General features: G+C 61.1%; 22 protein-coding genes, 1 pseudogene and 1 riboswitch. Of the genes and pseudogenes, 13 read left to right on the top strand and 10 right to left on the bottom strand.

Annotation, left to right across the window (positions count from 1 at the left end):
- The first annotated feature begins 141 nt into the window (after positions 1 to 141).
- Positions 142 to 1,215 carry a bifunctional 3-deoxy-7-phosphoheptulonate synthase/chorismate mutase gene (locus tag PM3016_RS32380; protein ID WP_013920673.1) on the top strand — a complete coding sequence of 358 codons (1,074 nt, stop codon included), beginning with the start codon at positions 142 to 144 and terminating at the stop codon, positions 1,213 to 1,215.
- Positions 1,216 to 1,322: 107 nt separating this feature from the next.
- Here PM3016_RS32380 and PM3016_RS32375 read toward each other — a convergent pair whose 3' ends face one another.
- The 4 genes from PM3016_RS32375 to PM3016_RS32360 form a co-directional block, all read right to left on the bottom strand.
- Positions 1,323 to 1,772 carry an LIC_13387 family protein gene (locus PM3016_RS32375; protein WP_014372284.1) on the bottom strand — a complete coding sequence of 150 codons (450 nt, stop codon included), beginning with the start codon at positions 1,770 to 1,772 and terminating at the stop codon, positions 1,323 to 1,325.
- A 95-nt stretch (positions 1,773 to 1,867) separates the two neighbouring features.
- Positions 1,868 to 2,128 (bottom strand): hypothetical protein, encoded by a 261-nt coding sequence (locus PM3016_RS32370; protein ID WP_013920671.1) that lies wholly within the window; start codon positions 2,126 to 2,128, stop codon positions 1,868 to 1,870.
- Between the two features lie 19 nt (positions 2,129 to 2,147).
- Positions 2,148 to 3,332 carry an ArsA family ATPase gene (locus PM3016_RS32365; RefSeq protein ID WP_013920670.1) on the bottom strand — a complete coding sequence of 395 codons (1,185 nt, stop codon included), beginning with the start codon at positions 3,330 to 3,332 and terminating at the stop codon, positions 2,148 to 2,150.
- Positions 3,333 to 3,392: 60 nt separating this feature from the next.
- On the bottom strand, positions 3,393 to 3,869 hold the full coding sequence (locus tag PM3016_RS32360; RefSeq protein WP_013920669.1) for a MarR family winged helix-turn-helix transcriptional regulator: 477 nt from the start codon (positions 3,867 to 3,869) through the stop codon (positions 3,393 to 3,395).
- A 286-nt stretch (positions 3,870 to 4,155) separates the two neighbouring features.
- On the opposite strand from PM3016_RS32360, the gene PM3016_RS32355 reads away from it, so the two are divergent.
- The 3 genes from PM3016_RS32355 (at position 4,156) to PM3016_RS32345 (ending at position 6,940) form a co-directional block, all read left to right on the top strand.
- Positions 4,156 to 4,371: a hypothetical protein gene (locus tag PM3016_RS32355; RefSeq protein ID WP_013920668.1), complete on the top strand. Its 216-nt coding sequence runs from the start codon at positions 4,156 to 4,158 to the stop codon at positions 4,369 to 4,371.
- A gap of 152 nt (positions 4,372 to 4,523) precedes the next feature.
- Positions 4,524 to 5,243, top strand: coding sequence for a Fic family protein (locus PM3016_RS32350; RefSeq protein ID WP_014372283.1), 720 nt, complete (start codon positions 4,524 to 4,526; stop codon positions 5,241 to 5,243).
- A 95-nt stretch (positions 5,244 to 5,338) separates the two neighbouring features.
- Positions 5,339 to 6,940, top strand: coding sequence for a GGDEF domain-containing protein (locus tag PM3016_RS32345; RefSeq protein ID WP_041619334.1), 1,602 nt, complete (start codon positions 5,339 to 5,341; stop codon positions 6,938 to 6,940).
- 112 nt (positions 6,941 to 7,052) lie between these two features.
- Here PM3016_RS32345 and PM3016_RS32340 read toward each other — a convergent pair whose 3' ends face one another.
- Genes PM3016_RS32340 through PM3016_RS32330 form a run of 3 tightly spaced genes read right to left on the bottom strand, consistent with a single transcriptional unit; the run spans position 7,053 to position 10,005 of the window.
- A complete protein-coding gene (locus PM3016_RS32340; RefSeq protein WP_014372281.1) occupies positions 7,053 to 7,973 on the bottom strand; it encodes an ABC transporter substrate-binding protein in 921 nt (306 codons plus the stop codon).
- A 48-nt stretch (positions 7,974 to 8,021) separates the two neighbouring features.
- The gene (locus PM3016_RS32335) at positions 8,022 to 9,035 is read right to left on the bottom strand and encodes a FecCD family ABC transporter permease (protein WP_013920664.1); all 1,014 of its coding nucleotides are present in this window, start codon (positions 9,033 to 9,035) and stop codon (positions 8,022 to 8,024) included.
- Position 9,036: 1 nt separating this feature from the next.
- The gene (locus tag PM3016_RS32330; protein WP_420798981.1) at positions 9,037 to 10,005 is read right to left on the bottom strand and encodes a FecCD family ABC transporter permease; all 969 of its coding nucleotides are present in this window, start codon (positions 10,003 to 10,005) and stop codon (positions 9,037 to 9,039) included.
- Positions 10,006 to 10,337: 332 nt separating this feature from the next.
- Between PM3016_RS32330 and PM3016_RS32325 the strand changes: the two genes are divergently transcribed.
- Entirely contained in the window at positions 10,338 to 12,836 is a 2,499-nt protein-coding gene (locus PM3016_RS32325; protein ID WP_014372279.1) for a S1C family serine protease, read from the top strand.
- Between the two features lie 116 nt (positions 12,837 to 12,952).
- Here the strand turns inward: PM3016_RS32325 and PM3016_RS32320 are convergent, their stop codons facing one another.
- On the bottom strand, positions 12,953 to 13,456 hold the full coding sequence (locus tag PM3016_RS32320) for a CBO0543 family protein (RefSeq protein WP_238540652.1): 504 nt from the start codon (positions 13,454 to 13,456) through the stop codon (positions 12,953 to 12,955).
- Positions 13,457 to 13,713: 257 nt separating this feature from the next.
- On the bottom strand, positions 13,714 to 14,934 hold the full coding sequence (locus PM3016_RS32315) for a YsnF/AvaK domain-containing protein (RefSeq protein ID WP_013920660.1): 1,221 nt from the start codon (positions 14,932 to 14,934) through the stop codon (positions 13,714 to 13,716).
- Between the two features lie 208 nt (positions 14,935 to 15,142).
- Between PM3016_RS32315 and PM3016_RS32310 the strand changes: the two genes are divergently transcribed.
- The 8 genes and pseudogenes from PM3016_RS32310 to PM3016_RS32290 all read left to right on the top strand — a co-directional run bounded on the left by PM3016_RS32310 (position 15,143) and on the right by PM3016_RS32290 (position 21,837).
- On the top strand, positions 15,143 to 15,799 hold the full coding sequence (locus PM3016_RS32310; protein WP_014372277.1) for a Bax inhibitor-1/YccA family protein: 657 nt from the start codon (positions 15,143 to 15,145) through the stop codon (positions 15,797 to 15,799).
- A gap of 178 nt (positions 15,800 to 15,977) precedes the next feature.
- Positions 15,978 to 16,062: riboswitch (cyclic di-GMP riboswitch) on the top strand.
- A 159-nt stretch (positions 16,063 to 16,221) separates the two neighbouring features.
- Positions 16,222 to 16,656 (top strand): hypothetical protein, encoded by a 435-nt coding sequence (locus tag PM3016_RS40540; protein ID WP_238540375.1) that lies wholly within the window; start codon positions 16,222 to 16,224, stop codon positions 16,654 to 16,656.
- Positions 16,644 to 18,914 carry a putative bifunctional diguanylate cyclase/phosphodiesterase gene (locus tag PM3016_RS32305; RefSeq protein WP_238540374.1) on the top strand — a complete coding sequence of 757 codons (2,271 nt, stop codon included), beginning with the start codon at positions 16,644 to 16,646 and terminating at the stop codon, positions 18,912 to 18,914. The genes PM3016_RS40540 and PM3016_RS32305 overlap by 13 nt, the downstream gene beginning before the upstream one ends.
- A 44-nt stretch (positions 18,915 to 18,958) precedes the next feature.
- Positions 18,959 to 19,495 (top strand): ABC transporter substrate-binding protein, encoded by a 537-nt coding sequence (locus PM3016_RS40985; protein WP_274379990.1) that lies wholly within the window; start codon positions 18,959 to 18,961, stop codon positions 19,493 to 19,495.
- Positions 19,422 to 20,288, top strand: a complete 867-nt coding sequence (locus PM3016_RS32300) for an extracellular solute-binding protein (RefSeq protein ID WP_337999647.1) — start codon at positions 19,422 to 19,424, stop codon at positions 20,286 to 20,288. Before PM3016_RS40985 ends, PM3016_RS32300 begins: the two co-directional genes overlap by 74 nt.
- 246 nt (positions 20,289 to 20,534) lie before the next feature.
- A pseudogene (locus PM3016_RS40535) lies at positions 20,535 to 20,771 on the top strand (PadR family transcriptional regulator); the annotation flags it as partial.
- 307 nt (positions 20,772 to 21,078) lie between these two features.
- On the top strand, positions 21,079 to 21,222 hold the full coding sequence (locus PM3016_RS37715) for a copper amine oxidase (RefSeq protein ID WP_337999614.1): 144 nt from the start codon (positions 21,079 to 21,081) through the stop codon (positions 21,220 to 21,222).
- Between the two features lie 204 nt (positions 21,223 to 21,426).
- The gene (locus PM3016_RS32290) at positions 21,427 to 21,837 is read left to right on the top strand and encodes a MerR family transcriptional regulator (protein WP_014372274.1); all 411 of its coding nucleotides are present in this window, start codon (positions 21,427 to 21,429) and stop codon (positions 21,835 to 21,837) included.
- 53 nt (positions 21,838 to 21,890) lie between these two features.
- On the opposite strand, the gene PM3016_RS32285 is transcribed toward PM3016_RS32290, so the two are convergent.
- Positions 21,891 to 22,805, bottom strand: coding sequence for an NAD(P)-dependent oxidoreductase (locus PM3016_RS32285; RefSeq protein WP_014372273.1), 915 nt, complete (start codon positions 22,803 to 22,805; stop codon positions 21,891 to 21,893).
- Positions 22,806 to 22,905: the final 100 nt, after the last annotated feature.

The following is a 22,905-nucleotide window of genomic DNA, read 5'->3' as shown; positions in this document are numbered from 1 at the left end:
AAGGATGCCGATCTGCAGGATTCCGGCGGCAGGCAGGCTTCTTCTAATAAGGGTGGTACCACGGCTCCTCGTCCCTTGCGGCGGGGGGCTTTTTGTGTTTTTCCATATCAACATTTAATGTGGCAAAGGAGAGTCAAGACGATGGGACAAACAAGGCTGGATGAACTCAGGGGAAGATTGGACGAAATCAACGGGGTGATGCTGGAGCTGCTGTCGGAGCGGGCAAGGATTGCCCAGGAGATCGGGCAGGAGAAGGAGAGGCAGGGCGTGCCGAAGTTCGACCCCGTACGCGAAAAAGCGATGCTCGAGGATCTCGTCTCCCGCAACACGGGGCCGTTCTCCCATGAGACGGTGCGCCATCTGTTCAAGCAGATTTTCCAGGCGTCGCTGAGTCTGCAGCAGACCGATCATAAGAAGCAGCTGCTCGTCTCCCGCAAGAAGCAAAAAGAAGACACGATCGTCGAGCTGGGCGGCGTGTCCATAGGAGGCGGCCGTCCGGTTATGGTGGCGGGGCCATGCTCGGTCGAAAGCTACGAACAGGTACGCCAGGTGGCTGCCGCCTTGAAGGAAGCGGGGATTACGGTCATGCGGGGCGGGGCGTTCAAGCCGAGAACGTCGCCGTATGATTTTCAGGGGCTCGGCATCGAGGGGCTCAAGATTCTGAAGGAAGCGGCATCCGAGTTTGGCCTGAAGACGATCAGCGAGATCGTCGACCCGGCGCACGTCGGGCTGGCGTCCGAATACATCGACGTCATCCAGATCGGCGCACGCAACATGCAGAACTTCGAGCTGCTGAAGGCCGCCGGCGAGGTGCGCACGCCGATCCTGCTCAAGCGCGGCCTCGCTGCGACGATCGACGAATTCCTGCATGCGGCGGAATACATCGTGGCTGGAGGCAATACGCAGGTGATGCTCATCGAGCGGGGCATCCGCACGTACGAGAGAGCGACCCGCAATACGCTCGACATCTCGGCTGTGCCGATCCTCAAGCAGGAAAGCCACCTGCCGGTGCTCGTTGACGTCACGCATTCCACGGGCCGCAAGGACATTCTCGCGCCGTGCGCCAAAGCAGCCATCGCAGCCGGCGCCGACGGCATTATGGTGGAGGTCCACCCGGACCCGGCCACCGCGCTGTCCGATGCCGCCCAGCAGCTGAACATCGAGGAGTTCCACCGGTTCTACGCGGAGGTCACGCGTACGGGGTGGGGGGTATAACCTAACGCGAATTAAAGCATAATTCAAAGGCCAATAAGCCCGTTCCGCCATCACGGCAGGACGGGCTTTGGTGTGTACCATTTTCAGACTGTGATCTTGTGTTCTTGTTATGGAGCGGAACGAACATAACAGACCGCATACCCTGCGAGAGCCAGCACGAAAAGCGACGTGGCCAGCACATGGAAATAGACCAGCGACAAGCCCGTCAGCAGCAGGCAGGCCACAGCATTGAACAGCGCAGCGCTGCGCAGGGCAGGAAGCGGCAGGGAGCGGGAGACGATCAGGTTCAGTACCCCGAGAAGAATAAGCAGACAGCCCATCGTCAGACTGAAGCCTTCATAGAACTTCAGCAGGCTGTGCGTGCCGAACAGATTGATCTTGTATTCCTGCATGCTTTGAAACACCGGGCTGCTCTGCCGGCGGACCGCGTCCAGCAGAAATCCGGACACAAACGCGCCGTTGTGGAGCAGGCCGAGCAGGACGACCAGCCATGAAGCCAGGGTATACCATCGCCGGGCATGGGGAGCCGGACGGACGTGCGAAGCCGGGGTCAGCATAAAATCACCGTCTCTTTCCTTCATTAATAGAGGAAATCTAAGTGCCAGAGGGGGCCTGGCATGTAAGTGTAAGCAGCGCGTTCCTGTACAGGAGTTCAATCCTCGATTGGAATGGTGCCCGGGCTGGCCGGATCCTGGCGCTTCCCCGGCCCCTGAGTGGGGTCCCCTTGCCGTTGCTCCCTCTCCCGGGTCCTCTCGATCGCCTCGTCGAGCAGCGAGCGGATGCCGAGCAGGGCTTCCCTGCGGGCTGCCAGGAAGTGGGTGCGGGCTTCGCGCGGAAGAACCTCGCGGATCAGGTCTTCCTGCAGGTCGATCAGCGTATCGAACAGGTGGGTGGTCAGCGGTCGTTTGTCCATGGACCTATACCTCCTTCGTTTATTGAGCTGCAGTACGCTCGCCAAAGCGGATCGAGAGCTTGCCGTCCGCGAAGCGGGCCCCGGCGATCGGGCAGCCGAGCAGCATGCGGGGGAGCAGCACCTTGCGCTTGTAGGGACCGGCCTGGACGGTCAGCTCGTCGCCCTTCTGGCTGAGCTGCAGGTCTTCCTTGGCGGCGAAGGGCAGGGTAATGTCGAGGAGCCGCTCCCCGTTCTCGCTGCGCAGCTCCTGGATATTGCCATGGTACAGCACCTCGCCCGGGTCGTGCTCCGCAAAGGCGGTCTCGCCGACCCGCCGCAGCATCTCCAGGCCGTGCACCTCGGAGGGCATCAGCGGAATCCGCAGAATCGGCAGCGGGGCGAAGCAGGAGCGGATCTCTTCCTCGTACTTCCCGTGCACTTCGCGCCAGGCGGCCCAGTAGCCTGTGCCGGCTTCCTCGGGAAGGACCCGGTTGACGATGACGGCATCCGTGCGGAAGCCGAAGAGGTTCAGGTACGTGAAGGTGCGCCGGGCTTCGGCCACGACCATCTTCTCGGGGTTCATGACAATGCGTACCGTGGTCGTCTCCGGGTTCAGGAGCAGCTCCTGCAGCTCCTCGAGCTCGCGCACGAACGCTTCGATGGAGTCCATGACCTGGTCGCTCGGCAGCTCCAGATTGCCGCGGGTGACCGCCTTGGCGACCGGCCGCACGAGTTTGACCAGCCGGCGCTCGTAGGGGAAGATCTTGTCGACCCACCAGCCGAGGAGCTGCGGGTAGCTCAGCAGCCGGATCGTCTCGCCGGTGGGCGCGCAGTCGACGATGAGGCAGTCGTACCGGCCGCTCTCCGCATGCTCCTTGATCCGCAGGAGGCTGAAGAGCTCCTCCATGCCGGGGAAGACGAGCATCTCCTCCGTCGTGATGTCGCTGAGCTTCGCCCACTGCAGCATGCCCTGCAGCCAGCTCTGAACCGAGCCCCAGCGCTTCTCGGTCTCCCGCAGGGAGTCGATCTCCTGTGCCCAGAGGCCTTCCGCCACCAAGACGGGCTCACTGCCGAGCGGGATGCCGAACGAATCGGAGAGGCTGTGCGCCGCATCCGTGCTCATGACGAGGGTCCGGCACCCTTGAGAGGCGAGCTTCAGGCCGGTGGCCGCGGCGGTGCTGGTCTTGCCCACGCCGCCCTTGCCGGTATAGATGAGAATCCGCATATGATCCGCTCCTTTAATTATTACGATTTCGTACTAATTGGGCAAAAAAAGGGCCGGCTCTCACTCCTCTATGCTGATCTTCCGAAGTGCCGGTTTCTCCGGTACGGCCTGCTCCCCGCCGCCGTCCTGCAGCGCTTTGGCGATCTTGAGGAACAGCGTGAAGAACTGCTCGGTCTCCTCGCGTGTCAGTACCTCTTCGATCCGCTTCAGGTAAGCGGCCATCGTTTCCTTCGCCCGGGATGCCATCTCGCGCCCCTCGGGGGTGAGATCCACCAGCGTAATCCGCTGGTCCACGGGGGAGGGCCTGCGGGCGATGAGCCCCTTCTTCTCCAGGCGTTTGGCTAGCGAGGTCAAGGTGCTGAGCGGTGCCCCCAGCTGGACGGCCAGCTCGGACATCGTCAGCTCGCCCCTCAGCAGAAGCAGCAGCAGGGCGGTCAGCTCGGAGCGGTTGACTTTCTTCTCCAGATCGGCCGTGTCGGCGAACAGGCTCAAGGGGCGCAGGCCGTTCCTCAGAAAGAGCTCCAGCAGCTGATCCATGATGTGATCCTCCAGTTGCTACGAAATGGTAATATGAACTACCGTCAGAATACTACGAAATCGTATCATTGGCAAGGGGTAGCTGCAAAATGGGCTTATCGCCCCAGGGACAACGTAAAAAAGCTGCGGCGGGAGGATTCCGCGCGCACTTTCCTGACGCTCCTATCCATGTGGACCGCAGTTGGACCCTTCGCTCCTCTTGGATTTTGGGACCGAACATGGTATTTTGGTGGGGTGGCTTTCGCCGTTTAGCGGAGCATATAATGAATCAAGGAGATTTACGCCCATGGCCTATAACCGCCGTCTGGAGACGGACCAGGATTTTCAGGAAGCGCTGGAGCGGCAGGTGCCGGTCCGGGTATTCAAGGACGACCATGTGATTGATGCGGGAGGCTGCGTCATCCGCTTCGACGAGACGACGGTGGTCATCCAGTCCGGCGTCTCCGAGCTGGCCTATCATCCACGGGCCGGCTGTGAGTTCTTCGGCATGAAAAAACGATAGAGTTCCGTAACCTTCATTCGTTCCCCTTGGACAAGCTGCACTCCGGAATGCCGGGCTGCGGCTTCTTGCGGTTTCTTCTCTGTTTCAAAATCCGCCCGGAGGCTGAAGTAAAAGAAAACAGGGCACATGGAAAAGGAAAGGGGAGCAGGGAAGTGGATGTACGGCAGGAGGTAACCCGGCTGAAGGTCCGGCTCGAGCAGGTGGAGGCGGCGGGGTCCGAGATCCGCCTGGCGCTTCGGCGCAAGCTTCAGGAGGATTGGATCCATCACTGCCACGTGTTGGAGGGCGGCAGCTTCACGTACAGGGAGACGGTCGGCTTCCTCAGGGAGGGGCTGACGGTACACGGCCGCACCCTGAGGGAGCATCAGGAGATCGCGAACCGGGCGGCCGTGATCCGCGGCTGGGATGAGGTGCTGAAGATGGACGGGCTGACGGAAGAAAGCCTGCTGGATCTGCATGCAAGGCTGTACGAAGGGATCTCGGGGCTGCCGTTCCGCCCCGGAGCCTGTACTTCGGCGCATGCGTCGGCAGAGGTGCGGGCGCTCCTGGAGCGCTGCCGTGAGGCCCAAGGCCGCCGTCATCCGGTGGATACGGCCGCCGAGCTGCATCTCGGTCTGATGCGCCTGCATCCCTTCCCGGAGGGAAACGGCCCGGTGGCGCGTCTGTGCATGAACTGGATCCTGGAGAAGGAGGGTTATCCCTCCGCCGTGATCCGCACCGAGGGACGTACGGAATATGTCATGGCCCTCGGGCAGGAGGACCCGCGCTATCTGGCCGGTCTGATCGGGCAAGAAGTAAGGCAGAGCCTGGCACTGCAGGTGCTGTTTGCCGGCGGGGGCATGGAAGATGTTACAACGGAAGCGAGTAGGTAAAATGGCCTATTTAGTCGTTGCTTTCCGGGCAGAAGGGCGGTAGTATTATGGGGACAACACCACTTATCCGACCACCCGAAGGGCATGATGATCACATGATTGAAACTGTCTTGGACGCCCGCAGGCTGACGCCTTCCTTCCGGCGTCCGGCTTTAGGGTTCCTGGTTCTCTATACTCCTCTCTATTATATGCTGCTCTTTCTGGTGCCCGCATCCCTGAGAGGGCCGGCAGCGGATCTTCTCAGCCCGCTGGGTGCGGCCGGCGCACTCTGGATTCTTTGGAAGGGGATGAAGTCCAAGGAGCCGGGGGAGCGTATGCGCTGGCGATTCTTTTTTATCGGAACCTGTGTCTACAACGTGGTCGAGTTCCTCTGGAGAGGGACCGATCTTCTGGCCTGGAAGGGCCACAGCCCGATGGCCTCCGTCTACGATCTTCTCTATGTGTTCATTCCCCTATGCTATTTTGCCGGCATTACTTATTCCCTGAATCGGCCCAGCCGTTCTGCCGCTCTGCGGGTGCTGTTCGATCTTGTCATTATTGTGGCTGTAGCGTGTACGCTGGAGTGGCAGTTTCTGCTGGCTCCCCATCTGGCGGGGGCTGCCGATTCCGAGAAGGGGGCGATGATGTTATCGTTCCTGTATCCCGTGATGTCGGCGGGAGGCTGGATTGGAAGTGTGCTCTTCTATCTGCGTTACCGCGAGCACAGCCGCAGGAATGCCGGGGAGCTGTGCGGGATTGGAGCCGTAGGCGTATGGACCGCAGTGAATCATCTGTATTTTATCCTGAATATCGAGGGACATTATGCCTCGGGCAGCTGGATCGACCCGCTGTGGACGCTGGGACTACATCTGCTCGCCCTGGCTTCGATCCTGCCGGATACACCGCAGAATTTCCCTGTACCAGACCGCCCCAAGGCGAGAAGAATCGAGCACCGGCTGCAAACCCTGCTGCCTTACCTTGCCGCCAGCCTCTTGATCTGCTTCGTTTTCTTCGATGCTAAGGAATGGCGGCCGCTGACGATCGGCATGATGGTGACGACGCTGCTGGTGCTGGCCCGTCAGGTTGTGGCGATTCTCAGCTACGAGAAGCTGCTCGGTGTCGTCTCCCGCTCGCACGAGGAACTGGAGCGATTGCACCGCGAGAACCTGTATCATAAAGAGGAGCTGGAGCGGACGATCGGGCAGCTGAACGAGCTGAACGCTTCCCGCGAAGCGGAGGCCCGCACGGACTTTCTAACGGGGCTGAGCAACCGCCGCAGCATCAACGAATGGCTGCACAAGCATGCCGCAGCCCAGCGCAAGCTGAGCGTGGTGCTGCTCGACATCGACCATTTCAAAAAGATCAACGACACGTATGGCCATGATACGGGGGATGTGGTCCTTACCGAGATCTCCCGTGTGCTCCGGGATACGGCCGGCTCGGCGGATCTCGTGGGCCGCTTCGGCGGTGAAGAGTTCATCGTGCTGCTCCCGGAGGCGGGGATCGAGCAGGCTGCGGCCTTCGCCGAGCGGCTCCGGCAGCGGATTGCCGGGCACTCGTTCCAGTACGGCCCGGGCGGGCCGGAGCGGGTGACGGTGTCCATCGGCCTTACGGTGTGGAACGGGGCGAAGGACGATATCCCCGCCATGCTGAAGCGGGCCGACCGCAGTCTGTACATGGCGAAGCGACAGGGCCGCAATACGGTCGTAAGTATGTAAAAAGAGGCTGTCCGGAAAGGTTCCGGACAGCCTCTTTGTTATGGAACGGCACATCGTGCTGGGGTATCTCCCAGATCACCTTCCCTGACGAAATCAGGACCGCCCGCCGCTCTTACTTGGAGAACATCTTCTCCGCCTCATCGAGCGACATCTTGCTGCCGAGGGCGGAGTAGTCAAGCCATGGCTGCTCAGGGATGAGATACACCTGGCCCGACTTCACGGCCTTGAGCCCCTGCCACAGCGGGTTGCTCTGCAGCTGCTCGAACACCTTCTTGGCGTCGTCCTCGACGTTCACGATCACGAAGATCGCGTCCGGGTTGTAGTCCGGCAGCACTTCCTGCGAGATGACCTCATAGGCTTTCTTGATCTTCTCGACCCCCGGCGCAGGCTTGAGGCCGAGGTCCTGGAACAGCAGCGGACCGAGCGGCCGGGCCATGCCCATGACGCGCAGCTCCTTGGCCGACACCCGGATCGCCATCGCCGTGCCGCCGCCGATTTTGTTCCGGAGCAGTGCCTTGACTTTCTCCGCCTGCTTCTCATAATCGGCGATGAAGGTCTCCGCCTGGGCTTCGCGGTGAACGCTCTTCCCGATCAGCTTGAGGTGATCCCGCCAGGTCCCTTTATCAAGTGAGATCACTTCGGTTTTGGCGATCTTCTCGTAGCTCGAGAGATCTTTGCCGGCGAAAGCCTCGTCCGCATAGATCGTCTCGGGCTTCAGGGCCAGCAGGGCTTCCATATCCGGTTCGGCGGCGACGCCGAGCTTTTTCGTGTCTGTCAGACGGTCAGCCACGTGGGGCAGGAAATCTTTGGCCTTGCCCCCAAGTACCGAGCCGGCCGGTGTAATGCCGAGGGCCAGCAGGTTGTTCGTGAGGTGGATGGACAGGGAGGCGACCCGCGGCTCGGCGCCTGCAGGCTGCTGAGCCGCGGTTTGCGGCTGCGGGCTGGCGGCCGGCTGGGCGGCAGGGGTGCCGCAGGCGGCAAGCCCCAGCAGCGAGAGGACGGTAAGCATCAGAGCAGGCTTTTTCATGGACATGGGTTACGGATCTCCTTCTGGATGACTGTAGAATTGTACAAATGGATGTTACTTGGTGCGGGTAAGCAGGTAGAGAAAATAAGGCGCACCGACCGCGGCCACCACCACCCCGGCGGGAATGGAGCTCGGCAGGAACAGCGTCCGGCCGGCGGTATCGGCGGCCACGAGAACCGCGAGCCCGATGAGCCCGGCCAGCGGGAGCAGATGCTCGTGCCGGTTCCCGGCGAGCCTGCGCGCCAGCTGGGGGGCCAGCAGGCCGAGGAAGCCGATGCCGCCGGCCATGGCCACGCTAGCGCTCGAGAGCGCCACGGCAGTCAGCAGCAGCAGGATGCGCTGCCGGTTCACCGGCAGGCCGATCCCGGCCGCCACCTCGTCGCCGAGCGAGAAGGCGTTGAGCGCCCGGGCCTGCAGCAGCGCGTACGGCCCGAAGACGGCGATCCAGGGGAGCAGCGCAGCGGCATGCTCCGGGGTGCGTCCCCACACGTTCCCGGCGAGCCACCGGGCCGCGAACGCATAGGTATCCTCATCGAGCTGAAGCGAGAGGAAGAGCGCCAGGGCGCTGAAGCCGGCGGCCACGGCGATGCCCGTGAGGATCAGCCGGATCGGGGTGAGGCCGAGCCGGCGGTCATAGGCCAGCAGCAGGATGAGCCCCGCGCTTAAGACGGCGCCCCCGAAGGCGAACAACGGTATGAGCAGCGAGAGCGGTCCCTTCATCGCCGAGAAGAACGAGATGAAGACCACGAGACCGAACCCCGCTCCGGCGTTCAGCCCGAGAATGCCGGGGTCCGCCAGCGCATTGCGCGAGAGGCCCTGCAGGATGGCGCCGGAGAGCCCGAGCCCGATGCCCGCCAGGGCCGTCACGAGAATGCGGGGCAGCCGGTATTCGAACAGGACCAGATTCTCGTCCGGGGAGCCGAATCCCAGGAGCGTGCGCAGAACGCCCGACGGCGGGATGCTCATCGATCCTGTATTCAGGGAGAGGAGCACCACGCAGGCGCTGAGGGCCGCAAGGGCCGCGCCGGCGGTCCAGGCACGCCTCCCCTTGGCGGTGAATGAGAGCATGCTAGAGACCGCTCCTTTCTTGACGGGCGAGATACAGGAAGAACGGTACGCCGATCATCGCCACCATCACGCCGAGCGCCAGCTCCCGGGGCGGGTTCACGGTGCGGGCGGCGAGGTCCGCCAGCACGAGCAGCAGGGCGCCGAGCAGGGCGGAGAGCGGCAGGATCAGCCGGTAATCGCCGCCGATCAGCTTGCGCGCCATGTGCGGGACGACCAGGCCGACGAAGCCGACCGGGCCGACGGCGGAGACGGAAGCGCCGGCGAGCAGCACGGCCGTGGCCATCGCCAGGACGCGGACCCGCCCGGTGCGGATCCCAAGCCCCGAGGCGGTCTCCTCTCCCAGCGAGAGCAGGGAGACGGAGCGGGCCAGCGGCACGGTGAAGAGCAGGGCCGCCAGAATGACGGGCAGGAGCAGCTTCAAGTGCATCCATTTGACGCCGGCGGCTCCACCGGCATACCAGAACGCCAGATCCTGGCTCAGCTCATAGTAGATGGCGATGCCTTCGCACAGGGAGCCGAGCAGGGCGGCCACGACCGAGCCTGCGACCGTCAGCCGCAGCGGCGTCAGTCCCCCGGGAACCGAGGAGGCCAGCAGGTAGATGATGAGCGTGCTGCACACGGCCCCGCCGAAGGCGAGCGCGATCATGCCGGCATACGGCAGATTGGGGAAGAAGGCGAAGCTGAGCGCAACCGCCAGCATGGCCCCCGAATTGATGCCAAGAATCCCGGGATCGGCCAGCGGATTGCGGGTGACCCCCTGCATCAGGGCACCGGCCACGGCGTAGGCGGCACCGAGAAGAGCGGCGCCCAGCACACGGGGCAGGCGCAGCTCGCGGATGATCTGATGGGCCGGCAGCGCCGGGTCATAAGCGGTGACCGCCTGCCATACCGACGCGTTGGTCAGCTCCTTGGCTCCGAACGATACCGCGAAGAACAGGGAGAGGATGAGGCCGAGCAGGGACGCGGCCAGAACCAGATACGGCAGCGTACGCCAGGGGACGGTACGGTCTCCGGAAGGGAGAGAGGAGCGGGTCATGACGGAGGGCTCCTTTGATAGGTAGTGACTGCTATGTATTCATCGATAATAATTATCATTATCATTTATCGATTATAAAGAGGAAGGTCTATCAATGCAACATCTAATTGCCGAGACCCAATTCTTGAATGGGAAACGCAGATTCGCAAGCCTGAAACAGGCGGAAACTACCAGGTATAAAGTCCTATATTCTCTATTGCCAAGCCCCCGGCGCTGTGATAGATTTTAGTAGCTATGGAAACTTGAGACGGGGGAATAGGCGTCAGATGAAGACAACAAAGAGTTGGGGTTCGAAAGTAGGATATGCTTCCGCGGCGGCGCTGCTGCTGGTGACTTTGGCGGGACCTGCGTCCGTATTCGCAGAGACGGCTGCAGCCGCCAAGACCGGCAGCGCGGCGGTGATCGAGAAGACGACGTCGTCGGTCGTCGCGATCATCGGCAAGCCGGGCGAAGGCAAGAAGGTCGAGAGCCGCTATCAGCTCGCGCACGGAACGGGTGTCATTGTGCGCAGCGAGGGGTACATTCTGACGAACGCGCATGTCGTGAAGGATATGCGCAACATCACCGTCGTGACCTCGGACGGGAAGTCCTATGCGGGCCGCACCACGCATTATGATGAAGAGAGCGATCTGGCTCTGGTGAAGATCGAAGCCTCCGGACTGACGCTGGCCACCTTCGCTTCACCGTCGGACATCCAGGTAGGGGAGCAGGTCATGGCGATCGGCACGCCGCTTTCGTTTGCCCTGCGCAATTCGGTGACCTCGGGGATTGTGAGCGGGATGGAGCGTTCGGTCCACTCGTCCTACAGCCTGATCCAGACGGACGCCGCGATCAATCCGGGCAACAGCGGCGGCGCCCTCGTGAATATGAAGGGACAGGTCATCGGGATCAACACCCTGAAGTATGTGGAGTACGGGGTGGACAGCCTTGGCTTTGCGATCCCGGTGGATACGGTGCAGCATGTGCTGGGCCATTTCTTCAAGTACGGCAAGGTCAAACGGCCGTATGTCGGTGTGGAGCTCAGCGAGAGCTGGGAAGCGGTCGTGGGCATTCCTTCGGGCAGCGGGCTTGAAGTCACTTACGTGGAAGCCGAATCGCCGGCGGCAAAGGCGGGCTTGAAGAAGGGCGATATCATCCAATCCATCGGCCAGACCGCCGTGAACACCCTGGTCGGTTACAATGAGGCTCTGAAGAAGTATCTTCCGCAGGAGAAGATCAGCCTGACCCTGCGCTCCGGCGGCCAGTCGAAGACCGTCGAGCTCGTCCTCGGCGAGGTGAAGACGGCTGATGTCAAGCTGGTCCAGGATGCGGCAGGCTCGTACATCGATTCGGACCAGGGCAAGACGAGGATCGGCGACAGCCATTACGGCTGGTCGATGAGATATCCGGCCGGCCTCATCCAGATGAACCAGTCCGATGAAGGCTCCGTGACTTTCCGGGATGCGAAGGAAGAGTATGCGATCACCATCCATGTCGAAGAGAACCAGAGTGCGGACCTGTCCCCTTACGGCCTGCTCCGCAAGCTGGACGGGGAAGCGGAGACCGTGCTCGAGAGGCGCTATGTGGAAGAGGGCTCCCAGCCTTACGCCAAGCTTGTGGGCAAGGCCGACGGAGAGTATTATTACCAGGCCCGGGCCTTCCACAAGGGAGACCAAGTTTACTACCTGACTCTTCTTGTGTCGGAGGAAGCCGACTACCAGAACAATGCGAAGCGCAGCTCGTATGAGGATCTCCTCGATACGTTCACGCTTGCCTTCGATAAGCAGGACAAGGCGCTGAAGGACATTTCTTCCTACGGGGACAAGAACACGGTGGCGACGGAATACGGAATTTCCTTTGACCTGCCGGCGGATTGGGAGGAAGGCTATGGGGAAGGCATGACCTATACCCATACCGAAGAAGATGTGGATCTGTCCGTACGCGTCAGCTCCGTCTCGTCGGGCGATACGCTGAAGGACTGGGCGGCCCGCGACGAGGAACGCTTCAAGCGGACCTACGTGGAAGAGTACCGCAAGGTAGAAGCGCCGGCTGACATTACGGTAGACGGCGTGCCTGCACTGAGCCAGCGGTTCGCCTACACGATGGGGGATGAGTGGAAGCACGCGCTCGTTCTGTATATTTTCAAAGACAAGTACAAGTATGAGCTGCAGTTCGAGTATGCCGAAGAGGCGCAGGAAGCTGCGGAGAAGACGATGGCGGACCTTATCGCCTCGGTTCATTTCCCCAAGGACAGCATGAATGCTTCCATCGGATTCATTCAGGACGAGAACGAGCTTCTGAAGGACACGGACACCGTGACGGTCACCAGTGAGAAATACGGGTACTCGATTGTGGTGCCGGAGTCTTGGAGCACGACAAGCCGCGAGGATTTTGACAGCCGGTATGCGGAGTACCTCAGCCAGTTGGGCACCGGCCGCACGTTCTACTTCTACGGAGGCAGCATTAAGCTGTCCGCCGTGGAAGACGGCAATCTGGCGGAGACCGTCAGCCGGATCGAAAAGGAGCATCAGACGAATCACGGGATTGATGCGGAGTATGTGTATACGGTGAGCGATGAGCCGATGCTCGGACTGACGGTGAAGAAATTCGCTCTGCAGTATATCAGCAAGGATATTCCGTACACGCTCAATCAATATGTGTTCGAAAAGAACGGCGTGGTGTACACCATGGAAGTCCGGGTCAATGAAGCGGTGAAGACCGATGCGCTCTGGGCACAGATCCAGCAGGCCGCCGCGTCGATCACCTTCCAGGAACCGAAGCAATAAGGGGTATGCAGGCAGGAGAGTCCTCACCGCAGGGAGCGGTGGGGGCTTTTTTTCTTAGGAGGACGGCAAAGCCGTTAAGCTTGTCAGATGGCTGCGGCCCGCCGGGCTAACAGGCTTTATTTCATCTTATCGAGGGACACATGGAACAGGCTCATGAGCAGCAGGGTGTATGCGGCCGACAGTACCAGGCCGGTGAGGGGCTTCAAGAAATGAATCCGCAGCATGATGAACATAAAGATATTGAAGAGCAGCGACCAGCCCAGGTGCCAGCCGTTATGGTAGGTAATGGAGCCGCACTTCACGGAGACGAATTCGAGCAGGATGAATACAGCCGTGAAGGCAAGGATGTGCCGGGCTTGAGCGAGCCAGCCTCCCCCGGACGGATAGAGGGACAGGTACACCCAGGTGGACAGCGGCATGCCGATCAGAATGAGCAGGAGGATGGGAATCATGGCGGCGGGCAGGCCGTTCGGTTCCATCTGCCACAGCGGGTACCGGTAGCAGAGCAGTTCGTACAGACAGTTGCCTATGACGGAGAAGAGGAGGGTGGGATAATACCGTTCCCAATTGCGGTCCGCCCACCGGAAGGCAGCCAGAATCCACAGCAGTGAATACAGCACGGCAACCAAAATGCATCACAGCCTTTTCCATACGTGATTCCCCGCGAGGGGCGAACGGGGCTTCCATACCTCTTCAGGATGCGCCTGAAGTCTGGAATTTATTCCAGAGGGTGGAAGGCGGTTCGCGCGCAGCCTGCGCCTGCACAATGGCCGGGGGAAACCCTGTCCACGCCAAAAAGCCGTTACCCCCGCTTATGCGGGAGCAACGGCACGGCGGCCTGGGGAGCTGCAGGGATGGGCTGCAGCCGGCCTCCGGATTAGCGGCGGTTGCGGTTGATGAGCTCTTCGTCGGCATCGACGAGGTCGCCCTTCACCCGGGTTTCGCCTGTGCTGTCGATGACGGCTTCCTCGCGTTTCACCGTATCGGACACCTGACGGTTCTCCGTAACTTCACGCTTGCCGACAGCCACTTCCCCGGTAACGACCGGCTTCTTCGTCACTTCGACGCGCTCTTCCGTGACCGGAATGCGGATGACTTCGTCCTCGCCGAGCGGCGTGTTGTCCGTGCGGCCGTCCGTTACGTCGCGGCGCTCGATATACACTTCCTCGCGGCTCACCGGCACGTTGATCGTCTGCTGCTCTTCGATGACTTCCTTGCGGATGCTGACTTCGCCGGACTGCACGCGCTCCTTGTCCACCTGCAGACGCTCTTCACGCAGGCGCAGCTCACGCTCCGCTTCGGTTTCGTTCAGAGGGGCGCCCAGGTTCGAGCGGCTCAGGTCCGCCGTAGCCGTACCGTCGAGCGACTGGCCGTAGACACTGACGTTGGCCGCATCCGCGTTGCCGGCATACGGACGCTCCACTTCGCCGTCGAGGCGGTCTACCGCGTCAGCCGTCTTGTCGGCAGCGCTGCCTACCGCATCCTTCGTTTTCTCCCAGCCGCGCTCGATGGCGTCAGCCGCACGGTCGGCCGAACGGTCAATCGCGTCACCGGCGCGATCCAGCGCACTGTCCTTGTCGGCGCGGTAGGAATAATCCGTACCGTAGCGGTCGGCGTTCAGCGAGTTGTTCGAGCGGAACGTGCCGAAGGCATGCTCGTCACGAACGGCGTCGGACTCGACGAGAACCAGGATCTTGCCTTCCTGGACGTAGGCGTCATAGTCACGCGCTTCGTCTTCCGGAATGCCGAGGCCGATCAGACCGCCCACGATCCCGCCGGCACCCGCACCTACCGCCGCGCCCGTCAGCGCCGCTGCGATCGGACCTGCCGCAATCACCGGACCTACGCCAGGGATCGCCAGTGCCCCAATCCCCGCCAGCAGGCCGGTTACTCCGCCGAGCATCCCGCCGGCTGCCGCACCGGTAGCAACGCCTTCTTCGGCCTTCGAACCCGTCTCGTCCTCGATCATATCGAGTCCGCCGCGGTTTTTGCCGACAACCGAGATATCGTCTGCGCTGTACCCTTGGTCTTTCAACTGGTCAATGACGCGAATCGCTTCTTCCTCCGTATTGAATACCCCGACAATTTGCTTGCTCATTTGAATAACCTCCCATACCGTCAATTGGATTGTGGGGCCCCTCGTCCAGCAGCCCTCTCACGATTACGCTATGTATTTACCCCTGCCTGTCCGGCCTCAAACAAAAGTGAGGAACGGGAAAAGGCATAACGCGGCTATTGACGTAATATAAAATAGACAAGATAATGAAGCTAGTTCATGAAATGGAAAAAGGAGGCTGTCTCATTCCATGCAGCAGCAAACATTAACGTATTCGGACCGGGGAAGCTTAGGCCACATTCTCCGCATGTTCTCCCTGTCCCTGCTGGTGTCCTTCGTGGGCACCCTGCTCGGCGCGGTCTTCGTGCCGCCGGCCCTCGTGCCGGCCTTCATTGTGGCCGAGCTGGTAATGCTCGTGGCGGCGTTCGTGCTCCGGATGAGGGGCAGACACATCGGCTACGGGTTCCTCTACAGTTTCACGGCCATCTCCGGTGTGGCTCTGTATCCGGTCATCATGCATTATGGCGGTGTCCTTGGCGCCAACATCGTATCGGGCGCGTTCTTCGCCACTACGGTGATCTTCGGTTCGCTGGCCTGGTATGCGTACCGTTCCAAGAGCAGCTTCTCGTTCCTCGGCGGCTTCCTGTTCGCCGGCACGATCGGCCTGATCCTGATGAGCGTCATTGCAATCTTCGTTCCGATGGGGCCGGCGGTCAACCTGGTCTGGTCGACGCTCGGCATCCTGATCTTCAGCGGATGGGTGCTCTATGACGTAGCCCAGTACCGCGACGGAGTGGAGCCGGAGGAAGTGCCGCTGGCCGCACTGAACATGTACCTGAATTTCATCAACCTGTTCCTCTACATTCTGCGCTTCCTGGCGGCGATTGCCGGCTGGAACCGCGATTAGGCGGAGCCAGGTACGCTAAGCAGACAGCGGCCTCCGGAGACATCCGGCGGGCCGCTTTTTTAAGCGATAAACAAGTATAATGAAGCTTCGTAAGAGGGTCAGCAGCATTTTCCAATAGGAACAAAGTAGGATAAAAAGAGGAATTTGATGATTTGTGTCGAAAAGTATTTAGATATGCGATCGAAAAAGGCAAACCATGCGAAAGCATGGGACGCAAAGCCACGGGTCTACAGCGTTATGCGCATGACAGCCGGGCTGCTGCAGACAGCGATGGAAGGACCATAACTGGAGCTGCCTAATCATAGGTGCTCCTTTTTTGCTTGGAAGGAATGCGGGATGGCCCGCCACTCCCGGATGCTCTTCGACCAGGCCCTAACGACCGCAAATTTTCTTTGGCAGCGCGCCAAAAGGAGACTACGGCTATGAATAGCGGTGAATTACATAGAAATCCTCAGGCAAAGGGGAGAGGCGGGGGCAGGAAGAGGAAATTGTTCCTCTTCCTGGCCTGTCTGCTTCTCGCGGTGCTTGGAGCCGCCTGGGAGCTGCAGCTGGTGTATGGGATCTCCCTGTCGGCTGCGAGCCTCTTTCTCTTGACCGCCCTTCGTCTCTTCGGCCTGTGGGCGGGGCTTGCCGCGGGAGCGACGGCGGGGGCCGCAGGGCTCTGGTTCGGAGGTCCGGTCTATGAAGCCGGTGTGCTGATGCTGGAAGTGCTGTTCCTCGGACTCTTCTCCGGCAAGGGAAGAGCCAATCTGGCGCGGTGGGATTTTGTCTACTGGATTGCAGTCGGGCTGCCCTTGACCTACTGGGCCGGGACGTGGGGTATGGGGCGGGGGAAAGCCTGCTGGTGCCGATTCTGATGTTCTCGATTACAAACGGCGTATTCAATGCCCTGGCGGCGGATCTGCTCATCCGCAGTGTGCTGTACCCTGCAGGCATCGGTGCCTGCAGAGAACCGGAGGGCATTCTGTCGCTCGGTCAGCTGTTCGTCCACCTGACCCTCGGCGGACTGGTGCTTCCCTACATGCTCTATATGGTGGTAAATTCCTGGTCGTCCTACGATGCCGCGGTTCGGAGCTCCAGAGGACTTGCGGTCAATACCGCGAACAGCTTGATCCAGGAACTGAAGCAGTGGGAGCAGGAGGACCTGACCGGGGTCCGGTTGATGGGCGTGGTCCAGCTCGGGCGTCTGCAGGATCTGGTGGACAAGCATACGTCGGAAACGCTGTTCCAGATCATTATCACGAATCCGGACGGGCGCATTCTTGCAGGCAACGGCGACGGTGTGGTGTCCCGCCAGGTCTTCCGGTGGCAGGAGGAGCACAGGACCGTACCGCTTGGGGAGCGGTTCTTCCTCCGTTTGTCCCAGCCGCAGTCCGGCCGTCTCCCGGCGCAGCAGTGGCAGGAGGGCGGCTTCGTGCTCGTGCAGCAGCTTGAGCCGCTTCCGTTCCACCTGTATATTGAGGTGCCGACGTCGGCTTACCAGAGCCAGGTGTTCGGGGAATACAAGGAACAGTTCCGGTTTCTCTTCTTGTTCGTCGCCTGTATCACGCTCGTGTCCGTTTTCCTTCGGCGAGTGCTGATGCGGGCTGTCTTTCAGCTGACGGAAGCGACTACGGGACTGCCCCGGAAGCTGCAGGAAGGACAGGCCGTCGAATGGCCGAGCAGCCGGATCTCGGAGTTCCACCATCTCATCTTCAACTTCAGGGAAATGTCGCACAATCTCAGCCGCATGTTCCAGGAATCGCAGCGGATCAACGCGCGATTGGAGGAGCAGGCCGGGCAGCTGCGCAGCTCGGAAGAGAAGCTTCATCGTCTCGCTTATTACGACGCGCTGACAGGGCTGCCGAACCGCTTGTATTTCATGAGCTACCTGCGGGAGCTCATGGAGCGGGAGGATGCTGCGGAGCGTCCGGCAAGCGTACTATTCGCGGACCTCAACCGCTTCAAGCAGATCAACGACACACTCGGCCATGCGGCGGGAGACGAGCTGCTTCAGGTGGCCGCAAGCCGGTTCGTGGCGCATGCGCCGGCCGGCTCCCGGGTATTCCGGCTGGGCGGCGACGAGTTCGTCCTGGTCGCGGAGGGATCGGATGAAGCTCTGCTCCGCCGGCAGGCTGAGCGGCTCTTCGCTTCGTTCGAGGAGCCGGTCGTGCTGCAGGGAACCCCGGTCTATGTCACGACCAGTCTCGGCGTGTCCCTCTTCCCGCGGGACGGCCGGGATATGGATACGATCGTGCGGAATGCGGATATGGCGATGTACCATGCCAAGGAGCAGGGGGGCTGCCGCATCCGGTTCTTCGACGAACCGCTGCAGGAGGGGGCCGCGGAGAAGCTGCGGATGGATACGGGCATCCGGGAGGCGCTGCAGCAGAGGCAGTTCCGGCTGCACTATCAGCCGAAGGTCTGCGGAGCTACCGGGCGGATCTGCGGGATGGAGGCGCTCATCCGGTGGCAGCATCCGGAGCTCGGCGCGGTCCCGCCGGACCGCTTCATTCCGCAGGCGGAGGAATCGGGCCTCATTCTTGAGATTGACCGGTGGGTGCTGAGGGAAGCGTGCCGCCAGAACAAGGCCTGGCAGGATGAAGGGCTGCCCGCCCTGCCGGTGGCCGTGAACATCTCGGCCCGGCATTTTGAAGAAGGCGACCTGGCCGGCAAGCTTCGGAGCATTCTGAACGAAACCGGTCTGGAATCGCGCTACATCTCGCTGGAGCTGACCGAAGGGGTGTTCATCAAGAATGTCGACAGCGTCATCGGGACCATCGAGCAGATCAAGGATCTCGGTGTGCAGATTTCGATCGACGACTTCGGGACGGGCTATTCTTCTTTGAGCCAGCTGCTCCATCTGCCGATTCATCATGTGAAGCTGGACCGCTCGTTCATCGAGAACATCGAAGCGGACCGGAAGAAGGCTGCGGTCGTCCAGGCGATTATCGAGCTTGCGCACAGCATGCGGATGCGCGTGGTGGCGGAGGGGATCGAAACGCAGGGCGAGGTCGATTTCTTTGTGGAGCAGGGATGCGACGAGCTGCAGGGGTATTATTTCAGCCGTCCGCTGCCCGTCCCGGAGTTCGCACAGCTGGTGGCCCGCAGAGAGCCGCTGATGGTGCGGCAGTAAGACTGAGGGAGTAAGACGATTACGGATCAAAAAGGAGATGCAGCATGAAAGCTTCCGACCTATTCCGCCGCTTCACGGCGGCGCTCCCTGCGTTCTGTCTGGCTGTGCTGGCGGGATGCAGCCAACCTGCGGATCCTCCGCTCCCGGCCCCGCCTGCCGATTCGCCGGCCGTCTCCCAGGGGCCGGTCGAGCTCACGATGTGGACGTATTACCCGAACGGCTGGGACGCGACGATCGCAGGCTTCCGCCGGCATTATCCGGAGATTGACATCAAGGTGGAGGTCCATCCGTTCGCCGAATACTCGCAGAAATACCTGGCCGCGCTCGCTGACGGGACGGCTCCGGACATCCTGATGGTGGACAGCGCGCATCTGGGTGAGTTCGGAGCCATCGAAGGGGTGGAGAATCTGCTGTCCCCCCCATACGATGCGGGCCGCTATCAAGCCGGGTTCAGCCCGGCGATGTGGGACAGCATGCTCTCGCTGGACGGCGGAAGGCTGATCGCCCCTGCCGCTGGCAACGGCACCGTCGCTCACCTATTACCGCGCGGACCTGCTCAAGGCGTACGGGTTCCCGGATGAGCCGGAAGCGCTCGGGACGTTCATGGAGGACCCGGCCAATTGGCTGGCCATGGGCGAGGAGCTGCTGAAGCACGGCAGTTACATCACCCAATGGGATAATGAACTGATTCGGTTCTTTGAAGCGAGTACGCCTCTGTTTGACCGGAATCTGAACTTCCAGCGCAGCAGCGCCGAGTTCGAACGTGCGCTTGATCTGGCGAAGGAAGTGAACCACAGGGGCTTGGACGCCAATGTGGATGTGTGGACCGAGGTGGGGGAGAAGGCCGTACGCAGCGGCCGGATCGCCATGATGTATCTCGGCACCTGGGGGGCGGACCAGATTCAGGCGTGGGCCCCGGAGCTCGAGGGGAAGTGGCGGGCTGCCCGCCTGCCGTTCGGGCTGTACGGATTCGAGAATTCCTCGAGCTTCCTCCTGCCTTCCCAAGGCAGGCATAAGGCGGAGGCCTGGAAGTTCATCGAGCATTCGGTAACGGTGGCGAGCAAGGACGGCATGGGCGGCTCCATTCCCGCTTACCTGCCGGCTCGTGGGAATCCGGTTGAGCTGGAGCGGGTCAACGCGTACCTGGGCGGCCAGCGGACGTACGCCCTGTTCGAAGAGCTGGCCGGGCGGATGAAGGAGCGGACAGTGACTCCGCTGGACAAGAAAGCGCAGGCCATCTGGTCTCAAGCGATCGTGAAGGGCGTAGAGGCGGACCAGGACTCGAAGGCGCTTCTGGAGGAAGTCCGGAAGGAGATCGAGAAGCGGCTCGGCCGCGACAAAGAAATTCTGCTGGAGTGGAAGAACAAGCAGTAGATCACCGGGACGCTAGGCGATGGAGGGAAAGGAAGGGGAGAGGAGAGGATCACATGCCTGGAGCGTGTGGTCCTTTTTTTGGTGCCGGATTCATATCACCCACGGATGTACTTCTTCCAAAGGGACCCCGAACGCTGGGCAGGGGACTGCCTTGGGTTACCATCAGCCTGTTGACTTATTCAAATTTGAATAGTAAAATTTGAATAAAATAATCTAAAATATCCCAATAATGAATGGCGGTCCATCATGAACATTCCCCAGTTCGTTACGCTGGGCGCCCTGGAGCAGTTGGGGGAAGGCAGCGGATACGATATTCTGCAGGTGCTCGAACAGAAGAAGGTTAACCGTTGGATCGGGATCAAGCCGGGCTCCATTTACCATGCGATCCGGCAGCTTCAGAAAGAGCAGTACATTCAGGAGACAAAGCAGATGAAAGGAGGACCGTTTCCGCCCAAAACGATGTATGAACCTACGGAGGCAGGCCGGCGGTATTTTGATTCGCTGCAGGAGCTTGCGTTCGAGGGATTGTATCCGAGCTTCTACGGCTTCAAACTGGCATTGAAATTCAATATGCGCCGTTCCCCTGAAGAGATCCGGCGCTTCGCCGATCTGGCCCTCCTGAAGATCAACCGTATTCTCGGCGATATGGAGGCTCATCTTCATTCCGTGGAGGGGCAGAAGGAGCAGCATGCCTATGACCTGCTCTTCATTGAGCATGAGAGGCTGCTGTTCGAGGCCGAGAAGGCCTGGATCCGGCAGATCACGGAGCATCTGCCTTTGACGGGACAATGTGGTGTGGATCACCACCGGAGCTACCCACGTGGCGCGCGCCGAAGAGTGGCCGATCATGCCGACCGAATGGGTGCATGCCATGCTGAAGCCGTGGAATTTCTTTGACGAAACCCCTACGCTCGATCTGCCTGCAGCCGAGTGAGAAGACGTCCGGACCGCTGTGGTCCGAAGCACGAGCAGTATCACGATACGACGTCCCCTTTGATGGAGGGGGCGTTTCTTTATTTTTATGGAGACACGGTGTTTTTGTTTTCTGGAGGCGCGTTTTTCGTTCGGGGGAAGGGTCGGGAGGCTTCCTGATTGATCCGCCCTGGGGTACAATGGGAGAACAGGGAGGGATTCGGAGATGAAGATAGGGGAGCTCTCAAGACTCACCGGGGCGAGCACGCGCTCCATCCGGCATTATGAGAAAAAGAAGATTCTCCCGGCCGTACGTCTTGGGAACGATTACCGGGAGTTCGACGAGTCGGCCGTGGAACGGATCCGCATCATTCAGCTCTACCTGGGCTTGGGGCTGACCGTGGAGCAGATCGAGAATATTCTGCGCGGCGAGAACAGCGGGCCGGAGGAATACGAATTCTGTGAGGAGATGCTGGAGCTGTACCGGCAGAAGGCGGACCGGATTCAAGAGCAGATTCGTGACCTGCAGACGGTGAAAGCGCGGCTGGACCGGCAGATCAAAGCCATGCTGGACAAAAAGAGGGCAAGGGAAAGGGCGGCGCTAAGCGAAGGAGCGGAGCAGACCGCGCCCGTCTAACGCTCCAAGCCCAAAGCCCCCATCCGGGATGGATGGGGGGGACGGGCGGCGGGTTAGACGGAGTCCTTCTCCAAAAGTCCGGTCAGCCATGAGAACCCATCGTTCCCATGTCCCGCGTCAAGGGCTCTCTGAACCAGGGCCCTGGCGGCCTTCATCACGCCGGCCTCCATGCCGTGGTCTTCCGAGGCTTGGATGATATGATCCATTCCTGCGGCCGCGGAGTTCAGGTTCGAGGCGTCGCCGGGATGATGGCCCTCTTCGACGAAGGCAGCCATATACTCCATGATATCGGGCAGGATGGCCGCAATGCCCTTGGCATACGCCGCGAACTCCCGCGGGGCGATCCGCTCGGCGCGGGCCAGGGCCAGAGCATGGGTGTATCCGCTCATCGCCGTCCAGAAGACATCGAGCAGGGCCACGTCATAGGCGGCGGCCCGGCCGGGATCGGTCCCGAGGTAGGAAGCGCTGCCTCCGATGGCTGCAAGTGCCGGCCGGGAGGCCTCGTAGACGGCCTCGGGACCGCTGTACAGCACGACGGCTGCTGGGCTGCCGATGGTCGGCGTAGGCGTCATGATCGCCCCATCGAGATAATCGATGCCGTACCCAGCTGCCCAGGCGGCCATCTCGCGGGAGCGCGAGGGGGTGTCGGCCGTCAGGTTCACGAGCGTTCGTCCGCCGAGTGCCTGAGCCTCAGGGCCGAGGAGGGTGCGGACGACGTGGTAGTCCAGCACGCAGACGATGACGAGCGGGCTGGCGGAGATTGCGGCGGTCAGGCTGTCCGCAAGGAATGCCCCCTGAGCCACTAGTTCCCCGGCCTTCCCGGCCGTGCGGTTCCATACCGTGACGGGATGGCCGCCGCGGAGAAAGGCGCCGGCGAGCGCCCGGCCCATCGGGCCGAGGCCGACCACCGTAACGGGCGGCCGGTCCTCCGGATTCATTCTTATCTGTGCCTGTTCCTTATTCATCATATCTCGATCATCTCCTGTGTCGGTGGGATGATCCTATTCTAGCGATTGACATTAGTGTCAAGGTCAATACGGAAGTTTCAGGCCGGCGGGATGCCGGCCC

The organism is Paenibacillus mucilaginosus 3016 (genome assembly GCF_000250655.1).
Lineage (GTDB): Bacteria > Bacillota > Bacilli > Paenibacillales > NBRC-103111 > Paenibacillus_G > Paenibacillus_G mucilaginosus.
The sequence above is the reverse complement of the archived record's forward strand: the minus strand, read 5'-3'. Positions and strand labels throughout refer to the sequence as shown.